Origin of the sequence: Meiothermus luteus, assembly GCF_003574085.1 — a bacterium.
GTDB lineage: Bacteria > Deinococcota > Deinococci > Deinococcales > Thermaceae > Meiothermus > Meiothermus luteus.
Map to the genome: position 1 here is coordinate 22,282 of NZ_QWKZ01000013.1, position 17,171 is coordinate 39,452.

The following is a 17,171-nucleotide window of genomic DNA, read 5'->3' on the forward strand; positions in this document are numbered from 1 at the left end:
AATAATCAGCCCGGTCAAGGAGGGATAGATGAGGAAGTGCTTTTTGTTCCTAGCCGTACTGGCCCTGGCTGGCTCCACGCTGGCCCAGACCTTCATCACCATCGGCTCGGGCGGCACCACAGGGGTCTACTTCCCCGTGGCCACCGGAATTGCCAAGCTGGTCAACGACGCCAACATCGGCGTGCGGGCCAACGCCCGCTCCACCGGCGGTTCGGTCTTCAACATCAACGCCATCGCCTCCGGCGAGCTGCAAATGGGCCTGGCCCAGAACGACATCGCCTACTACGCCTACCAGGGCTGCTGCATCCCTGCCTTTGAGGGTAAGGCGGTCAAGTCCATCCGGGCAGTGGGCATCCTCTACCCCGAGGTGGTGCACGTGGTGGCCCGGGCTGGCTCGGGCATCAACACCATCGCCGACCTCAGAGGTAAGCGGGTGGTCATCGGGGACGTGGGCTCCGGCACGGAGCAAAACGCCCGGCAGATTCTAGAGGCCTACGGCCTTAGCCTAAGCGACCTGCGCGAGGCCATCCGGGTCAACCCCAACAACGCCCTGGCCCTGATGCAAGACGGCCGGGCCGACGCCTTCTTCTTCACCGGGGGTCTAGGCGCCTCTGTCATCGGCCAAGCCGCCCAGACCCTTCGCATCCAGCTCGTTGAGGTGGAGTACCGCCGGGTCCAGGAACTGGCCAAGAAGTACCCCTTCTACCGGGCCTTCAACATTGACGGGGGGGTCTACCGAGGTGTGGACGTGACCACCCCCTCGGTGGCGGTGCTCTCGATGTGGCTGGCGGCCGAAAGCGTGAATGCGGATGTGGTCTACAACATGCTGAAGGCCACCTTTGACAACCCCGAGTTCAAGGCCATCCACCCCAACCTACAGCGCTTCTTCAACCTTAACGCTGCAGCGCGCAACCTTCCTATCCCGCTCCACCCTGGGGCCGAGCGCTACTACCGGGAAAAGCGCATCATCCGCTAGACCCCGTTCTCAGCGGGGCCGACCTGGGTCGGCCCCTTTCTTTTGGGGATTGGTGTAAAACTATGCCAGCTTTGCTCGAGCCGCGCCCCTGGGCTCGAGCTGGAGGTTTCGCATGAGAGAAAAAGAGCAAACCCAGGCCCGGCAGATGGTGGAGGAGGCCGAGCTGGGTGGGCGCAGGCCCACCGGCGCGGCCCGCTGGATTATCCTGGGCCTGGCGGTGGGCTGGAGCCTCTTCCAGGTCTGGGCCACCTGGATGGGTTCCCTTGACGCCCTGTTCTTCCGCGCAGCCCACCTGGCCTTCGCTTTCGCCTTGGTCTTCTTGGTCTACCCCTTCAACAAAAAGAGCCCCCGGGAACGCATACCCCTCTTTGACTGGATACTGGGCCTCACCGCCACCCTCTCGGCGGGCTACGTGATGTGGCAGTACAAGGAGATGATAGAGGTGCGCGGCGGCCTAGCCAACCAGACCGACCTGGTGGTCGGCAGCGTCACCATCCTGATGCTCCTGCTGGCCGGCTGGCGGGCCTTAGGGCCGGCCATGTCCATCATCACCATACTCTTCATGCTCTTTGCCCTTACCGGCCCCCAGGGGCTTTTGCAGGGCCAGCTTCCGGGCCTGCTGGGCCAGCTACACGCTGGGGTTCAGTGGCGTTCCCTGGTGAGCCAGCTCTTTATGAACGCCTCGGACAGCATCTGGGGAACCCCCCTAGGGGTGGCTGCCCGCACGGTCTTCGTCTTTGTGCTCTTTGGGGCGATTCTTGAGCGGGCCGGAGCCGGCAAGTGGTTCACCGACCTGGCCTTTAGCCTCCTGGGTGGGGTGCGGGGCGGCCCGGCCAAGGCCTCCATCGTATCCTCCGCGCTCACCGGGGTGGTCTCGGGCTCCTCCATCTCCAACGTGGTGACCACCGGCACCTTCACCATCCCGGCCATGCGCCGGGCCGGCTATTCCCCGGAAAAGGCCGGGGCAGTGGAGGTCGCGGCCAGCTCAAACGGTCAGCTCATGCCCCCAGTAATGGGCGCGGCGGCCTTCATCATGGCCGACTTCCTGGGGGTACCCTACTCGGCCCTGGTGCTGATGGCAGCGGTTCCTGCGCTCCTGGCCTACCTCACCCTCTTCATCCTGGTAGACCTGGAAGCGGCCAAACTGGGCCTGCGGGGCCTACCCCGTTCGGAGCTGCCTCGCTTTGGGCCAACCCTGCGGGCCGGGGCCCACTACATCCTGCCGCTGGCCTACCTGCTCTACGCCCTGCTGGTGGCCGGGCTGTCCCCTGAACGGGCTGCGCTCAACACCATCTTCATGATGATCGGGGTGGTACTCGTGCAGGAGCTCTACCGGGCCTGGAGGCAGGGGGCGGGCTGGGTGGCGGGCCTGGGCTCCTTTTTCCGAATCCTCATAGACGGCTTTGCCAACGGGGCCCGCAACATGGTGGGCATCGCCATTGCCACCGCCCTAGCCGGCATCATTGTCGCGGTGGTCCTCATCACCAACATTGGCTTTGGCCTGACCGACCTCTTGCAGACCATCTCCGGGGGGAACCTGCTGCTCACCCTTTTCCTGGCCCAGATCATCAGCCTGGTGCTCGGGATGGGCCTGCCCACCACCGCGAACTACGTGGTTATGGCCAGCCTGGTGGTCCCGGTGATCACCAAAATCGCCGAGCAAAGCGGGGTGGACTACGGCGCGTTGACCTTCTCGGGGATTGAGGTGCCCATTCTCAAGATTGTGGCCCACATGTTCGCCTTCTACTTCGGCATCATGGCCGACTCCACCCCTCCGGTGGCCCTGGCCGCCTACGCCGCCTCGGCCATCGCCCGGGGCAACCCCTTCCAGACCGGGGTGCAGGGCTTTATCTACGAGCTGCGTACGGCCCTTTTGGCCTACATGATCTTCTTCAACCCCGGCCTGCTGCTCATCGGGGTAGAGGGTTTCCTCGAGGGGGCCCGCATCGTTCTCAGCGCCCTGATAGGGCTTGCGGCTTTCTCCGGGGCCACCTTGGGCTACCTGTGGGGCCCGGCCAACCCCCTCCAGCGCCTGCTCTACCTGGGGGCGGCCTTCTTGCTAATACCCGACAACCCCCGGCTAGAGGTGGTAGGGCTCTTGCTGATGGGGCTGGCCCTCCTCTGGCAGCGGTTCTCGCACAGGCCCACCCAGGCATGAGGCTCTACCTAGGGGCGCTTCTTGACCAGGCCGCACCGCCACCGGTGCGGCGGCTGGGCCTACTCCAGCTCAGCCTCATGGCCCTGGTTCCACAGGGCCTTCACCTACTCCTAGCCGCCTGGGCCCTCCCCGACCTGAGGGGCCTGCCGGGAGGAGTGGTCCTAGGGGTGGGGGGATTTTTCCTCCTCCTCCTAGGGCTTGTTCTGGCCCTTAGGCGGCGGACCGGAGGGAAACTGGCCCCAGCCCAGCGGGTCTTCCTGGACGCTTTGTGGTTGGGCACCGCCGGGCTCAGCGCCTTGGTCCTGAGCCGGATGGGCCAGGAAGCAGCAGCCCTAGGGTTTGGGGGGCTGGGCCTGCTCGGGTACGGAGCGGGATGGCTGAGGCTTTGGCTTGCGCTGGGCCAGCCGGAGCCACCAAGGCGAAGCCCCCGGGGTAGGCCCGGCTAAAAGCTGGCGTATCTGGGGTAGGGCCTCTTCAGCCCGGATGCGGCCCAGCTCGTAGGCCCGCTCGGCCTGGGTGTAGTCGAAGGTTTCGATAGGAGGGTCGGCAGCCAGGGCAATGCTCAGGTCGGCCTGGGCCAGGGCCAGGCTCAACAGCCGGCGACGCGAAGCCTCACCGGCCTGGAGGGCTGCCTCGAGCGCACTCTTGGGCTCGCTCGCCACCGGGCGGTTGGAGACGTCCACCGCCACCACCGGCCCCAACCCCAGGGCCTTGGCCGCGGTGACCGGCACCTTCTCCGCCACATCGCCGTCCACCAACCACCGCCCGTGCCAGCGCACCGGAGGAAAAACGCTGGGAACCGCGCTGCTGGCGGCCAGGGCTTCCGCCACCGGCCCGGCTTTGAGCATCACCAGCTCACCGGTGTGCAGGTCGCAGGCTTGGATGACCAGAGGGATGGGGCTTTCCTCAATCCGGCAATTCCCGAAGAGGGCCCGAAAGCCTTGGCGAATTTTACTCCCCTCGGCCAGGTAGGGCCTGCGCAGGAACTCCACCAGCCGGAACATCTGGTGAAGGGCGTCGTTTTTCTGCAGCCGCTCGAGCTCGGGGTCTTTGAGCCACTCGGCCAGCTCCGCAGGACGCATCTGCCGGTCAAAGGCGTACATCGCGGCGGCCAAAGCCCCGGCCGAGCTCCCGGCCAGCCCCACCACGGGTATCTGGGCCTCACGCAGCACATCCAAAAGCGCCAGATGGGCGGTGCCCCGCACGCCTCCTCCCCCCAGGGCCAGCACAATGCCTCTCATAGAGGCCATGGTAGCAAAAGCCTAGACCCGAGGTAGTGAAGGCTCTTTTAATTCAGGCTTCATCCCCAGAAAGTTGCGGTAGCATAAGGCCGCTATGGTTCCCGACCTGTCCCGGGTGCCCGGAGTTTTGGGGGAGATTTGCCGGCGGCGCTACGCCGAGGTGGCGGCCTTGGAAAAAAACACCTTTGACCCACCCCCGCAAGCCCCTCCTTCCTTCGCTCGAGCCCTAAGCGGGCCGGGCCTCTCCCTTATCGCCGAGGTAAAGCGGAAAAGCCCCTCCCAGGGGGAAATCGCGGCCCTGGACGCGGCCCAGGTGGCCCAGGCCTACGCCGCGGGCGGTGCCCAGGCCATCAGCGTCCTCACCGAGCCCCACTACTTTGCTGGCTCCGACCGAGACCTGATTGAGGTACGCCAGGCGGTGGGGCTGCCCATCCTCCGCAAGGACTTCACCGTGCACCCCCTGCAGATAGCCCAGGCCCGGGCGCTGGGGGCCTCCGCGGTGCTGCTGATTGTGGCGGTGCTAGGACAGCTCACGGAGGCCTACTTGAGGCTGGCCCGTTCTGAGGGGCTGGACGCGTTGGTAGAGGTCCACGACGAGGCCGAGCTCGAGCTGGCCTTGGCTGCAGGGGCCTCCATCATCGGGATCAACAACCGCAACCTGGCCGACCTGAGCGTGGACCGGGCCAACGCCCCGCGGCTGGGCCAGCGGGCCCGCGCGGCGGGGTTCCGAGGGCTTCTGGTGGCGGAGTCAGGCTACAGCGAGCCCGGCCAGCTCAGGGAGCTCACCGGGTTGTTTGACGCGGTGCTGATAGGCACCAGCCTGGCCCAAAGCGGGGACTGGAGGGAAGCCGTCGCACGGATGCGCCCCACGGGGGCCGCCTAGGCTCCCTCCCAGGGGCCTGGGGGCCGGTCGGGGATCTCTAGGAGGCGGGTCTCGGTCTTGTAAAGCCGCATCCCGCGGGCTAAGTAGTTGGCCAGGGCCCGGGGGCTGTCCAAGGAGCAGGTGTGCACCCAGACCCGGCGGGCCCCAAGCCGCCAGGCCTCCTCCAGGGCACAGGTGAGCAGGTACCCCCCTAGGCCCATCCCGGCAAACTGGGGAAAGAGGCCAAAGTACACAATTTCCACGTTGGCCTCGGGTTGGAGCTCGAGCTGGAAGTACCCCGCCGGCGTACCCCTGAGGTAGGCCACCCAGGTGTGGAGGTTGGGGTTTTTTGCGTAGGCCAGCCACTGCTGGTAGTCCCAGTGGGCCTTCTCGTACCAGTACCAGTTGCCCCCCACGCCGCGGTAGAGAAAGCGCTGCAGCTCGGCGCTTGGAATCTCAGCCTTCATCAGCAAAAAGCCCTCCGGGGCACCCCGCTTGGGGCGCAGCGCCTGAGGCGAGAGCATCTCCAGATAGTAGGTGGTGACCTCGGCCTGCACGCTAGCGAAGCTTTTCCAAAAGGTCCTCCCGCAGAGGGTGGAAAGCGTCAAAGGCCACCGTGTCCTCCAGGAAGACCACCTCGTGCTCAACCCCTCCAGGCACGTGGGCCACGTCCCCTGGGCCCAGCTCGAGCCATGTCTCCCCCACCCGAAGCCGCATCCGCCCCGAAAAGACCAGGGTTATCTGCTCATGCGGATGAGCGTGGGCCGGCAGAACAGCCCCGGCCTTGGCCTCGGCCCGGAGCAGCATCAGCTTTTCCCCAGCAAAAGGCCGGAGAATGGCCGCAGGGGTCTGTATGGCGGGCAGCTTTGGAGTGTGGGCGAACCTAGCCATAAGCCGATTCTACCGGGCTAGCGCCCACCCAAGTAGGCCTCCTGAATCTCCGGGCGGGCCGCCAACTCCTTGGCCGGGCCACTCAGGGCCAGCTGACCGGTCTGAAGCACGTAGCCCCGGTGGGCAATCTGCAAGGCGAGGCGGGCGTTCTGCTCCACCAGGAGGATAGTTTTGCCCTGCTGGTTGAGCTTCTGGATAATCTCAAAGATGAAGTCCACCAGCACCGGGGCCAGCCCCATAGAGGGCTCATCCATCAGGAGCAGCTTGGGGTCCTGCATCAGGGCCCGGCCAATCGCGAGCATCTGCTGCTCGCCCCCAGAGAGGGTGCCGCCCTTCTGGTGGCGCCGCTCGGCCAGGCGGGGAAAAAGGGCGAAGACCTGCTCCTTGCGCTCCTGGAGCACCCGGGGGTCTTTGATTAGAAACCCCCCCATGTCCAGGTTCTCCTCCACGGTCATACGGGGAAAGATGCGGCGCCCTTCCGGCACGTGCCCCAGACCAAGGGCTACGATCCTATCTGCCGGGAGCTTGTGGATGGGCTGGCCCTGGTAGATGACCTCGCCCTTCCGGGGCTTGTTCATACCGCTGATGGTGCGCAAGGTGGTACTCTTGCCTGCGCCGTTGGCCCCAATCAGGGTGACAATCTCCCCTTCCTCCACGGTCAGCGAAACCCCCTTCAGGGCGTGGATATGGCCGTAGTAGGTGTGGATGTCCTTGACCTCAAGCAGGGGCATGGGTCCCTCCAGCCTGTCCGGCCGCACCTTTACCCAAGTAGGCCTCAATGACCCGGGGGTCGCTGCGGACCTCGTGGGGCAGCCCCTCGGCAATTTTGCTGCCGTACTCGAGCACCGCGATCCGGTCGGAAATGCTCATCACCATGGCCATATCGTGCTCAATCAGGACGATGGTCAACCCCAGCTCGTCCCGCAGCCTACGCACCCGGGTCTTCAAGTCCTCTGTCTCCTGCTCGTTCATACCTGCGGCAGGCTCGTCCAAGAAGAGCAGCCGGGGCTCCAAGGCCAGCGCGCGGGCAATCTCGAGCCGCCGCTGCTCCCCGTAAGAGAGCGCCGAGGCTAGCTCCTCGGCCCGCCTATCCAGGTTCATGTAGGCCAAAAGCTCCATGGCCCGGGCCCTGGCCTTCTTCTCAGAGGCGTGAAAACGGGGGGTGTGCAAGAGCACATCAAAGTAGCTCTGGTGGGTGTGGGTGTGGTGGCCCACCAGCACATTCTCCAGGACCGTCATGGCCTTGAAGAGACGGATGTTCTGGAAGGTGCGGCCAATCCCGTTGCGGGCCACCCAGTCGGGTGAACGGCCGGTGATGTCCTGCCCAAAGAAGACCACCCGCCCCGAGTCAGGCCTGTAGATGCCGGTGAGCAGGTTGAAAAAGGTGGTTTTCCCGGCGCCGTTGGGGCCGATTACCGAGAAAATTTCCTTGGGCCGCACCTGCAGGCTCACCTCGTTGACCGCCACCAGCCCGCCAAACCTTTTGGTCACCCCCTGCACATCCAGGGCCAGCTCGCTCATTTGCCACCCCCTTCCTTAGCCTCCTGGCGGGCCTCCTGCATCTCCACCCGATGCCTCTGCTCGGGAATCAGCCCCTCCGGGCGGAAAATCATCATGAGGATTAGGATTACCCCGAAGACCAGGCGCTCGTACTTGGCCGGGTTGAGCTGGGGCGGAAGGTTGGCCATGTTGTACCCCAGGATGGTGACCCCGGTCTGGCGCCAGGTGTTGAGTAGGTCGGAGAAGTCCTTCAAAAGGCCAATGTTGAGCACTGTAACCGCCGCGGCCCCCACCACCGCTCCCCCAATTGAGCCCATACCGCCCAGAATGACAAAGGCCAGGATGTTGATGGAAGCCTGCAGGGTAAAGGACTCCGGGCTCACAAAGGTCTGCTTGGCAGCAAAGATAGCCCCCATAATCCCCGAAAAGGCCGCGCCGGTGGCAAAGGCCAGAAGCTTGGTGGGCAGAAGGGGTATTCCCATGGCCTTGGCCGCAATCTCATCCTCGCGGATGGCCACCCAGGCCCGCCCAAAGCGAGAGTTGGCCAGGCGGATGTTCACCAAAATGACCACCCCGATGACCAAAAGCACCAACAGGTAGAAGAAAAAGGCGTAGGTGATGTAGCTGTCAATGGGCTTGCCGTATACCTGCTCGGCCCCAATAGCCTGCAGGAACTGGGTGAGGAAACCCACCTCGGGCCGGTTCACCGGGGTAATGCCCTGGGGGCCGTTGGTGATGTTGAGGGGCTTGTCCAGGTTGTTGGCGAAGACCCGCACCACCTCGCCCAGGCCCAGGGTGACGATGGCCAGGTAGTCGCCCCGCAACCGAAGGGCCGGCAGCCCAATAAGCACGCCGGTGATGGCTGCGGTAATGATGGCCAAGGCCATGAAAAGGTAGAGGTAGTTCCCGGGGAGACCACCGGGCGGGAACCCCTCAATGAACTGGGCGGCCTGCGGGGAGCCAAAGATGCCCCAGGTGTAGGCTCCTATGGCAAAGAAGGCCGCAAAGCCCAGGTCCAGAAGCCCAGCCTGGCCCACCACCACGTTGAGGCCCAGGGCCAAGGCGGCGAAAATTCCAATTTGGATGCCCAGCTCAAACAGGAAGGAGTTGGTAAGCCCTGCAATAGGCACGGAGATGAAAAGGATGGCCGCCCCCAGCGCCACCCGGACCAGGGTGGAGAGATTGGGCAGCAAGAAGCAGGCGATCAGAACGCCCAAAAGACCATAAAAGGCCAGCTTGTCCCCTGGGTTGAGGCGCAAGAGGAGGGTCAGGGTCAAGGCTAGCACCGCCAGCAGGCCCGAGCGCCAAGCGGTGGACATCCGGCCTAGGCTGACCAGGGCCACCGATGCCAGAAGGGCCAGGTTGACCAGGTCGCTGGCAGGCCTGAGGAGCGCCCCCACCACCGAAAGGGCGGTAAAGGCCAGGGTGAAGGGGAAAACATAGCCGTTCATACCTTCTCGCTCACGTTCTGGCCAAAGATGCCCTGGGGCCGGAAGAGCAGGAGGAGGACCAGGGTCAAGAAAGCGAAGACGTCCTTGTACTCCGTGCCGAAGTTGCCGTTGGTCAGGAAGGGCAGGTAGGTCCCCGAGAGGGTCTCGAGCTGACCCAGAATCAGCCCCCCCACCATGGCCCCAGGGATGTTCCCGATGCCTCCCAGCACCGCCGAGGTGAAGGCCTTCAGCCCTGGGAGCACCCCGGAGTAGGGGGTAACGTTGGTGTAAAGAAGGCCAAAGAGCACCCCTGCTACCCCCCCTAAGGCACCCCCAATCAGGAAGGTGCGGGATATGATGGTGTCGGGATTAATCCCCATCAGGGCGGCGGTCTGCATGTCCTGCGAAACCGCGCGTATGGCCTTGCCCAGCTTGGTGCGGTTGACCAGGTAGGTAAGGCCGATGAGCATCAGAACAGAGACCCCTATGATGAGCACCCCCTTCATCTGGATGGTGGTCTGAAGGGGCAGCTCAAAGACCTGGTTGAGGGCCTCGTAGGTGCGGTACTGCATGTTGAACTCGTTGTGGCGCAGGGCTGCGTAAATGCGGGTCAGGTCTTGCAGCAAGAACGAGACCCCAATAGCGGTAATCATGGGCACCAGGATGTTCTTGCTGCCCCGCTTCCGCAAGGGGCGGTAGGCGAAGCGCTCCACCAGCACGGCCATAAAACCCGAACCCACCGCAGCGAACAGAAGGGCCACCAGCAGGAGGAGGAAAGGGTTGGGGATAACCGGGGCGGCAGGGTTGCCCCAAAAGCGGAAGACCTCGAGCCCAATCACCGCCCCTATCATGAAGACCTCGGAGTGGGCAAAGTTGATGAGGCCCAGCACCCCGTAAACCATGGTGTAGCCCAGGGCCACCATGGCGTAGACAAAGCCCAGCAGCAGGCCCTCTAAGATGGTCTGCGGCAGGATGGCAATCAGGTCACCCAACGTCAAGCGAACCTCCTACGCATAGGGCACGCCATTGTGACACGCCGTACCCTTTTGCGCTTTAGCCTGCCAGAGTATAAAGGTTGCTCTGGTTGCTGACAACAGGGCATCTAACTTATTGGGGCTATAAGCTTGGAGCTGAGCCATTCCCAAAGGCGATCCAAGGGACTCCTGTGGGCCTGCAGGCGTGCCGAGCGGGCAGCCTCGGCCGGGCCTATGTCGTGCCCCAGGGCCTGGGAGAGGAAGTAACGGTGGTCCGAGATCCAAAGGTACAAATCGGCCTCGGTGCGCCCGGGGAAATCCCTAAGCACGCCGTTCTCACGGATCTGCAACACCGTGGGAAGGTAGAGGTTGTCGTACCAATCGGTCACCGCCTCCTCCCAGCTCACCGAGCGCTTCTGGTCCAGGCCCATAAAGTACTGGTGCGTGCGGATGTGGTCCAGCAAAACGTCATAGCGGCCTGGTTTGCTAAAATAGCGGCCTGGTTTGCTAAAGAGGATGGGCTCATGGCCAGGGCGTAGCTGGGAAAGCCGGGTCTTTTCCAAAAACTGGGCGTACTCGCCCTTTAGGATGACGTCCCTTGGGGTGTCCTTGGGGTCCAGTTCCACCGGGACATCCAGCTCAATGACATAGGCGTCAATGTAACGCTGCCCCAAGGCTTTGGCTAAAGCGGTGCGGTGGTTGCCGTCTTTTACAAAGTAGGCCTCCCCCACTTTGTAGACCTCTATTGGGGGAAACTCCACTCCTTGGAGCTGGGCCTGCCGAAGCCTGGCCCAGCGGTCCAGGGTGTGGGGCTCCTTGGGGAGAAACTCGGCGTCAAAGTCGCCGTAACGGTCAACGCTGCCTATAATCTTGTCTACCTCAATGGTCTGTAGCCCCTTGTAAGCCTCACCCCGGGGCCGCAAGGCCGAAACCAGGCTGTAGGGCAGAAGGTCGTTGGGCTTTCCCTGCAGCCTGCGGAGTATGTCGTGCAAGAGCACCCGGCGCGAAAGAGCCTCGGCCTCAAACTGGGCTTGGCGCTCCAAATCCATAGCGAGAAAACCCTGCACCTCAACCACAACGAAAAGGACACCGCCTGTACGCCTAGGGATTTGGCCGGGAACGAACCGGCCCATCCCTATAGTAGCACCCCAGTCATGGCCGCGATGAAAAGCGGGGGTCTTTCCCAAGACCCCCTGCGCCCCGGTTGGGGTTAGAGAACGAGCAGCACCTTGCCGGTGGTTTCGCGTCCCTGCAGGGCTCTGTGGGCCTGAACGGCCTGCTCCAGCGGAAACTCAGCGCCGATACGGATTTTAAGACTGCCCTCTCGAGCCCACCCCATCACCTCGGAGGCCCGCCATTCCAGCTCCTCGCGGGTCTGGGTGTAGTGCCACAGGGAAGGGCGGGTCAGGTAGAGGCCGCCTTTCCGGTTGAGCACCTGAGGGTCAAAGGGGGGCACCGGGCCGCTGCTCTGGCCATAAAGCACCAGCATCCCCCGCACCCGCAGGCTGTTCAGGCTGCCTTCCCAGGTAGCTTGGCCCACCCCATCGTAGACCACGTCCACCCCTTTTCCCCCGGTGAGCTCGCGCACCCCTTGGTCAAAACCCTCGTAGGGCAGCGTGTGGTCGGCCCCGGCCTCCTTGGCCAAAAGCCGCTTAGCCTCAGAGGAAGCGGTGGCGATGACCGTGGCCCCAACCATCTTGGCCATCTGGATAAGGAGAAGCCCCACCCCCCCTGCCCCAGCGTGCACCAAGCAGGTCTCCCCCGGGCTAAGGGGGTAGGTGCTTTTGACCAGGTAATGGGCGGTGAGCCCCTGGAGCATGGCGGCCGCGGCCACTTTGGCCTCCAGCCCCTCGGGAATGAGCACCAGCTTGTCGGCAGGCACCACAGCGTACTCCGCGTAGCTGCCCTGCACGTTGCAGTAGACCACCCTATCCCCGGGCCGAACCTGAAAGACCCCCGGCCCCACAGCCTCCACCACCCCGGCGCCCTCCTCGCCCACCGTGAAGGGGGTGGGGACAGGGTACAGGCCGGAACGCTTATAGGTGTCTATGAAGTTAACCCCGGCAGCCTGGAGCCGCACCAGGACCTGACCCTCTCCCGGGGTAGGAATGGTCACTTCCTCCAGCACCATGGCCTCGGGGCCGCCCGGCTGGTGAACGCGGATGGCTTTCATGCGCATAGGACCCCACCGAAGGCCTCAGAAGCCCAGGTTCACCCCCACCGCCCCTCCTAGGCCAAAGGCGTTTGAACCCAGGAAGTACATGGGGTGAACCTCCACGAAAACCCCTACCAACGGGAGCCCCACGTTTAGGTAGGTTCCCACCACCCCTCGCAGGCCCAGCCCCCCAGCGGCAGGCCCTTGGTTCAGCAGAGAAACGGTGGTTCCGGTGGCGTAAAAGAGCCCAGCCCCGGCGTATAAATCGGTCAGGGGCACAGAGGCCAGAAGGTCAGCGCCACCCCCCAGCGAGGCCACCCCTCCGGTGAAAAAGTTGGCCCCGGCGTAGACCCGCCCGTCCAGTAAAGGTGCCAGGGAGAACCGGGCCCCAGCGTTCAGACCAAAAGCGCTCCCCGCCATTACCTGAAGGCTTTGGGCAAAGGAAGGAGCGAGCAGGAGCAGGAAAAGCACAGCCCACTTGCGCATGCGCGTACCTCCAGGCTGAGTATAACAGCTCACCTGGGCACCGATGCCAGCAGCTCCGCAATCTGCACGGCATTGAGGGCCGCCCCCTTGAGGAGCTGGTCGCCCGCCACAAAAAAGTCCAGCCCGTTGTCAAAGACCAGGCTCTTGCGAATCCGCCCTACCTCCACGTTGAACTTCCCGGTGGCCGTGATGGGAAGGGGGTAGCGCTTTTGCGCCGGGTCGTCTACCAGGTCCACCCCAGGGGCCTGGCGCAGCACCTCTCGAGCCGCCTCGGGGCTCACCGGTCGCTCAAACTCCACCGTGACCGCCTCGGCGTGAACCCGCAGGGTGGGCACCCGAACCGCCGTGCAGGAAACCCGAAGGGTGGGATCGCCGATGATTTTCTGGGTCTCCCACAGCACCTTCATCTCCTCCCGGGTGTAGCCGTTCTCCTGAAAAGCGTCAATGTGGGGAATCACGTTGAAGGGCAACGGATGGGCGAACACCTTGTGCTCCACGGGGTGCCCCTCCAAAAAACGCCGGGTTCCTTCCAGCAGCTCCTCCATACCGCTGGCCCCCGCGCCGGAAGCGCTCTGGTAGGTGCTTACGATCACCCGCCGGGCCCTAAAGGCGCGGTGCAGGGGGAAAAGGGCCATCACCAGGATGGCCGTGGTGCAGTTGGGATTGGCGATGATGTTCTTGTGCTTCCTCAGCGCCTCTGGGTTGACCTCCGGCACCACCAGGGGCACCTCCGGGTCGTAGCGGAAGGCCGAGGAGTTGTCAATGACCACCGACTCCCTGGCCCAAAGCGAGGCGTACTGCTTGGAGATGCTCGCCCCCGCGCTGGCCAGGACCACATCCGCCGGCAGAGGGGTCTCCGGCAGCACCTCCACAACTACCTCCTCGCCCCGGAAGTTCAGGCTTCTCCCCGCCGAACGGGCTGAGGCGTACAGCTTCAGCTCACCGACAGGAAACTCGCGCCGTTCCAAGACCCTAAGAATCTCCCGGCCCACCGCACCGGTCGCACCCACAACGGCCACTCGCATCGCGCATCCTCCTCCAAACAAAAAACCTGCCGAGCTGGCAGGCAAGGCGACGGCCCTAAGGCCGCCGCCTAGGAAGTGGTGGTATACCAAACCATCCGCCCCCAGCATAAGCCGGGCTTTGGCTAAAGTCAACAGGGACTAGGCTTGACGAGATGGGGTTATCCCCCTATACTTTCCCTTGCTGTTTGCGGGGCTGTGGCGCAGTTGGGAGCGCGTCTGAATGGCATTCAGAAGGTCAGGGGTTCGAGTCCCCTCAGCTCCACCAAAGGAAGCTCGAGCCAGGCGGCTCGAGCCAAATTTTTTAGGGCCTTACCCCTGCACCCGATGGGCCAACAAGCGGAGGCCCACCAAAACCACAAACACCGTACCCCCCTCGTGGGCCACTACCCCCAGGGGCAGGGGCACCTTACCGGCCAGGGCGAAGGCCCCCACCACCCCAATCACGCTCAGGGCAAAGGCCAGGTTGAAGTAGACCGTGCGGGCCGTGTCGCGGGCCAGCCGCTGGGCCCCAACCAGGCGGGTGAGGTCGTTTTTCATGAGCACCAGGTCGGCGCTCTCCAGGGAAACGTCCGAGCCTGCGGCCATTGAAACCCCCACATGCGCGGCGTTGAGGGCTGGCGCGTCGTTGATGCCGTCCCCCACCATGACCACCGTCCCCTCGCGAGCAAGCTGCTGGACCCGCAGGAGCTTCTGCTCCGGCAAAAGCTCCGCATAGACCTCCTCAATGCCGAGCTGTTTCGCGACATGCTCGGCCACCACCTTGCGGTCCCCAGTGAGCATGATGACGCGGACCCCTTGGGCCTTGAGCCGGGCAACAACCTGGGCCGCCTCGGGTCGGGGCGTATCCGCCACCCCCAGCAGGGCCATCGGCCGACCCTCCACCCCCAGCACCGCGGTTGTTTGGCCTTGTTCTTCCAGCTCTATCAGACGCCTTTCCAAGGCCCCGGGCAGATCTATTCCAAGCTCCTTCAGCAGACGGCGGTTGCCCACCCAGACCTGCCGCCCATCGGCCAGGGCCCCCACCACCCCGTGCCCCCGGATGGCCCGCACCTCCCGGACCTCAGGCACAGGGCCCCGGTGGGCCTGGACAATGGCCTGGGCAATGGGGTGCTCGCTGTAGCGCTCAATTCCCGCGGCCAGGGCCAAGGCCTCGTCTTTGCTTCCATAGAGCACATCCAGGCGCACCAACCGCATCCGGCCCTCGGTCAGGGTACCGGTCTTGTCAAAGGCGAAGATGCGGGCTTGAGCCAGGGCCTCCAAGGCAGCCCCGCTCTTGAAGAGCACCCCGGCTCGAGCCCCCGCCGCCATAGCTGAGAGCACCGCGGCGGGTGTGGCGATGACCACCGCGCAGGGGCTGGCCACCACCAAAAAAGTCATCGCCCGGTACCAGGCCTCGCCCGCCCCCAGCCCCAGGACAAAGTGGGTCAGGGCGAAGATCACCGGGGCCGAGAGCAGGACCACCACCGTGTAGGGCCCCTCAAAACGCTCCGCGAAGCGCTCGGTGCGGCTCTTGCTGGCCTGGGCGCGCTCAACCAACCGGATAAGCTGGGCCAACGTGCTCTCGCCCGCGGGGCGCTCCACCCGCACCCGCACCACCCCGTGCCCGTTCAGGGTGCCGCTTTTTACCTGGTCGCCGGGCCTCTTATCCACCGGCACGCTCTCGCCCGTAAGGGCGCTCTCGTCCACATCGGTATAGCCTTCCAGCACCGTGCCATCGGCAGCAAAGCGCTCGCCTGGCCGAACCAGCAGAACATCGCCCGGTTGAAGCGCCTCCAGGGGCCTCCACTCCTCCCGTCCATCAGGCAGCAGCACGCTGGCCCCCTCCGGGTGAAGGGTCATCAGGGCCTCAATGGCCCGCCGGGTGCGCCGCATGGCCCAGCTTTGCAGGGCGTTGGAGAGGCTAAATAAGAACAGCAAAACGGCCCCATCCCCCGCTCGGCCCACCGAGGCGGCTCCCAAGGCCGCCACCACCATGAGCAGGTCCACATCAAGCTTGCGCTCCTCCACCAGGCTGCGCGCGGCCTTAATGGCAGCGGGAACCCCCCCAGCCAAAAAGGACAAAAACCAGCAGCCAAGCTGAAGGGTGGGCTGCTCGAGGCCTTCAGCCACAAAACCGCCCACCACCCCTAAAAGGGTCACAGCAGAAAGGAAAAAGCCCCGGCCTACCTCATCCACCCATAAACGACCCCAGGGCTTCTTGGGAACCTCAGCAGATACAACAAGAGCGTTCATAGCAGCAATCTCCTAAATAAAAATAGTAACTATTTTCAATAAAAACCACAAGACTCCAGCCCAGCGTCAAAGGCGCCTAACCGCCCACATGCACCACCGGACGGCGGCGCGGGTCGGGCTCGGCCCGGCGCAAAATCTCGTGGGTGAGGCTCGCAATGTCCCCTTCGCCCCAAAAGAGAAATCGCAGGGCCTGCTGAAAGGGGCCTAGATCGCCCCATTCCAAATAAACATGAGGCCGCTGTCCAGTCTGATCGCGCAGGTAGAGCAGGATGGCCGCTATAGCGTTGGGCACGCTGGCCGACTGGGTGCGCAGAACCCGGTAAGGGCCTACCTGCACCCCAATCACCCGCACCCGGCTAGAAAACTCCGAAGGGTCCAGCACCGCCACCTCTAAGAACAAAAGCGTGCCCTGGCCAGGCAGGTGGGTTTCCAGGCGCATCTCCTGCTCCTTCTGGCTATACTCAAAGACGCTGCCCCGCTCCCGGTGGTGGGCAATGAGGCGCAGCTCGCCCTGGGCCTGCGCGATAAAGCGCCGGGCCTCCTCGTCTAGCTCCACCTCCACCACCCGCAGCTCAAAGGCCCGCAGCACCCTCGAAACCAGCGAAACAACCAAAACAGCCGCAATGAACAGCAAGGCGATCCAGAGGCCGGTGGGGCGCTCGTGGACGTTCATCGCCCAGGTATAGACAAAAATCAGGCTGATAAGGCCAAACCCAACCGTGCCCCCCCAGCCCTTCCGGCGCAGCAGAGTGAGGAATACCGCCAGGGAAGCTGAGGTCATCAGGGCCAGCACCCCCGTAGCGTAGGCCGCACCCTGGGCGTCCACATCGGCCCGGAAAAGCAGGGTTATGGCAAAGGCGACGGTGGTGAAAAAGAGCACCAAGGGCCGGGGTATGCGGGTCCACTCGGGGGCCATGCCGTAGCGGGGAAGGTAGCGCGGCACCAGGTTCAGAAGGCCCGCCATGGCGCTGGCCCCGGCAAACCACAGAATGAGGATGGTGGATAGGTCGTACAGCGAGGCTAGCCCCGGCCCCAGGTAGGCGTGGGCCAGGTAGGCCAGGGCCCGCCCATTGGCCGCCCCACCCGGCTGGAATTCCCCAGAAGGAATCAGCAAGGTGGTAACCAGGCTGCTGGAGAGCAGAAAAACGCTCATGATAAGGGCCGCACTCAAAAGCAGCTTGCGGGTGTTGTGCACCCGCCCCCAGGGCTGGGCCTCGGTGTCCCCCGGCCCCCCCCTCACG

The 17,171-nt window shown here is 64.2% G+C and carries 16 protein-coding genes, 1 tRNA gene and 1 pseudogene; 5 read left to right on the plus strand and 13 right to left on the minus strand.

Annotation, left to right across the window (positions count from 1 at the left end; genetic code table 11):
• Positions 1-28 precede the first annotated feature (28 nt).
• The 3 genes from Mlute_RS03295 (at position 29) to Mlute_RS03305 (ending at position 3,580) form a co-directional block, all read left to right on the plus strand.
• On the plus strand, positions 29-976 hold the full coding sequence (locus Mlute_RS03295; RefSeq protein WP_119359329.1) for a TAXI family TRAP transporter solute-binding subunit: 948 nt from the start codon (positions 29-31) through the stop codon (positions 974-976).
• Positions 977-1,088: 112 nt separating this feature from the next.
• A complete protein-coding gene (locus Mlute_RS03300; protein WP_119359330.1) occupies positions 1,089-3,134 on the plus strand; it encodes a TRAP transporter permease in 2,046 nt (681 codons plus the stop codon).
• Positions 3,131-3,580 (plus strand): hypothetical protein, encoded by a 450-nt coding sequence (locus Mlute_RS03305; protein ID WP_119359331.1) that lies wholly within the window; start codon positions 3,131-3,133, stop codon positions 3,578-3,580. The genes Mlute_RS03300 and Mlute_RS03305 overlap by 4 nt, the downstream gene beginning before the upstream one ends.
• Here Mlute_RS03305 and Mlute_RS03310 read toward each other — a convergent pair.
• The gene (locus Mlute_RS03310; protein WP_119359344.1) at positions 3,467-4,375 is read right to left on the minus strand and encodes a patatin-like phospholipase family protein; all 909 of its coding nucleotides are present in this window, start codon (positions 4,373-4,375) and stop codon (positions 3,467-3,469) included. The genes Mlute_RS03305 and Mlute_RS03310 overlap by 114 nt on opposite strands.
• A gap of 94 nt (positions 4,376-4,469) precedes the next feature.
• Between Mlute_RS03310 and trpC the strand changes: the two genes are divergently transcribed.
• A complete protein-coding gene (trpC, locus tag Mlute_RS03315) occupies positions 4,470-5,258 on the plus strand; it encodes an indole-3-glycerol phosphate synthase TrpC (protein WP_119359332.1) in 789 nt (262 codons plus the stop codon).
• Here the strand turns inward: trpC and Mlute_RS03320 are convergent.
• The 10 genes from Mlute_RS03320 to Mlute_RS03365 all read right to left on the minus strand — a co-directional run bounded on the left by Mlute_RS03320 (position 5,255) and on the right by Mlute_RS03365 (position 13,698).
• Positions 5,255-5,794: a GNAT family N-acetyltransferase gene (locus Mlute_RS03320; protein WP_119359333.1), complete on the minus strand. Its 540-nt coding sequence runs from the start codon at positions 5,792-5,794 to the stop codon at positions 5,255-5,257. The genes trpC and Mlute_RS03320 overlap by 4 nt on opposite strands.
• Before the next feature lies 1 nt (position 5,795).
• On the minus strand, positions 5,796-6,128 hold the full coding sequence (locus Mlute_RS03325; RefSeq protein WP_119359334.1) for a cupin domain-containing protein: 333 nt from the start codon (positions 6,126-6,128) through the stop codon (positions 5,796-5,798).
• A gap of 17 nt (positions 6,129-6,145) precedes the next feature.
• The gene (locus Mlute_RS03330) at positions 6,146-6,859 is read right to left on the minus strand and encodes an ABC transporter ATP-binding protein (protein ID WP_119359335.1); all 714 of its coding nucleotides are present in this window, start codon (positions 6,857-6,859) and stop codon (positions 6,146-6,148) included.
• Positions 6,846-7,649: an ABC transporter ATP-binding protein gene (locus Mlute_RS03335; protein WP_119359336.1), complete on the minus strand. Its 804-nt coding sequence runs from the start codon at positions 7,647-7,649 to the stop codon at positions 6,846-6,848. Before Mlute_RS03335 ends, Mlute_RS03330 begins: the two co-directional genes overlap by 14 nt.
• The gene (locus tag Mlute_RS03340; RefSeq protein WP_119359337.1) at positions 7,646-9,079 is read right to left on the minus strand and encodes a branched-chain amino acid ABC transporter permease; all 1,434 of its coding nucleotides are present in this window, start codon (positions 9,077-9,079) and stop codon (positions 7,646-7,648) included. The genes Mlute_RS03335 and Mlute_RS03340 overlap by 4 nt, the downstream gene beginning before the upstream one ends.
• Entirely contained in the window at positions 9,076-10,056 is a 981-nt protein-coding gene (locus Mlute_RS03345) for a branched-chain amino acid ABC transporter permease (RefSeq protein ID WP_119359338.1), read from the minus strand. The genes Mlute_RS03340 and Mlute_RS03345 overlap by 4 nt, the downstream gene beginning before the upstream one ends.
• 104 nt (positions 10,057-10,160) lie before the next feature.
• The gene (locus Mlute_RS03350) at positions 10,161-11,081 is read right to left on the minus strand and encodes a DUF4032 domain-containing protein (RefSeq protein ID WP_119359345.1); all 921 of its coding nucleotides are present in this window, start codon (positions 11,079-11,081) and stop codon (positions 10,161-10,163) included.
• Positions 11,082-11,242: 161 nt separating this feature from the next.
• Positions 11,243-12,205: a quinone oxidoreductase family protein gene (locus Mlute_RS03355; RefSeq protein WP_119359346.1), complete on the minus strand. Its 963-nt coding sequence runs from the start codon at positions 12,203-12,205 to the stop codon at positions 11,243-11,245.
• Between the two features lie 24 nt (positions 12,206-12,229).
• Complete coding sequence (locus Mlute_RS03360; protein ID WP_119359339.1) at positions 12,230-12,673, minus strand: hypothetical protein; 444 nt, start codon at positions 12,671-12,673, stop codon at positions 12,230-12,232.
• A 29-nt stretch (positions 12,674-12,702) separates the two neighbouring features.
• Positions 12,703-13,698, minus strand: coding sequence for an aspartate-semialdehyde dehydrogenase (locus Mlute_RS03365; protein ID WP_119359340.1), 996 nt, complete (start codon positions 13,696-13,698; stop codon positions 12,703-12,705).
• Between the two features lie 189 nt (positions 13,699-13,887).
• Here Mlute_RS03365 and Mlute_RS03370 point away from each other — a divergent pair.
• A tRNA-Ala gene (locus Mlute_RS03370) sits at positions 13,888-13,963 on the plus strand.
• Positions 13,964-14,007: 44 nt separating this feature from the next.
• Here Mlute_RS03370 and Mlute_RS03375 read toward each other — a convergent pair.
• Together Mlute_RS03375 and Mlute_RS15565 are read right to left on the minus strand one after the other, a co-directional pair.
• The gene (locus Mlute_RS03375; RefSeq protein ID WP_245958838.1) at positions 14,008-15,930 is read right to left on the minus strand and encodes a heavy metal translocating P-type ATPase; all 1,923 of its coding nucleotides are present in this window, start codon (positions 15,928-15,930) and stop codon (positions 14,008-14,010) included.
• Between the two features lie 76 nt (positions 15,931-16,006).
• Positions 16,007-17,171, minus strand: a pseudogene (locus tag Mlute_RS15565) (APC family permease); the annotation flags it as partial.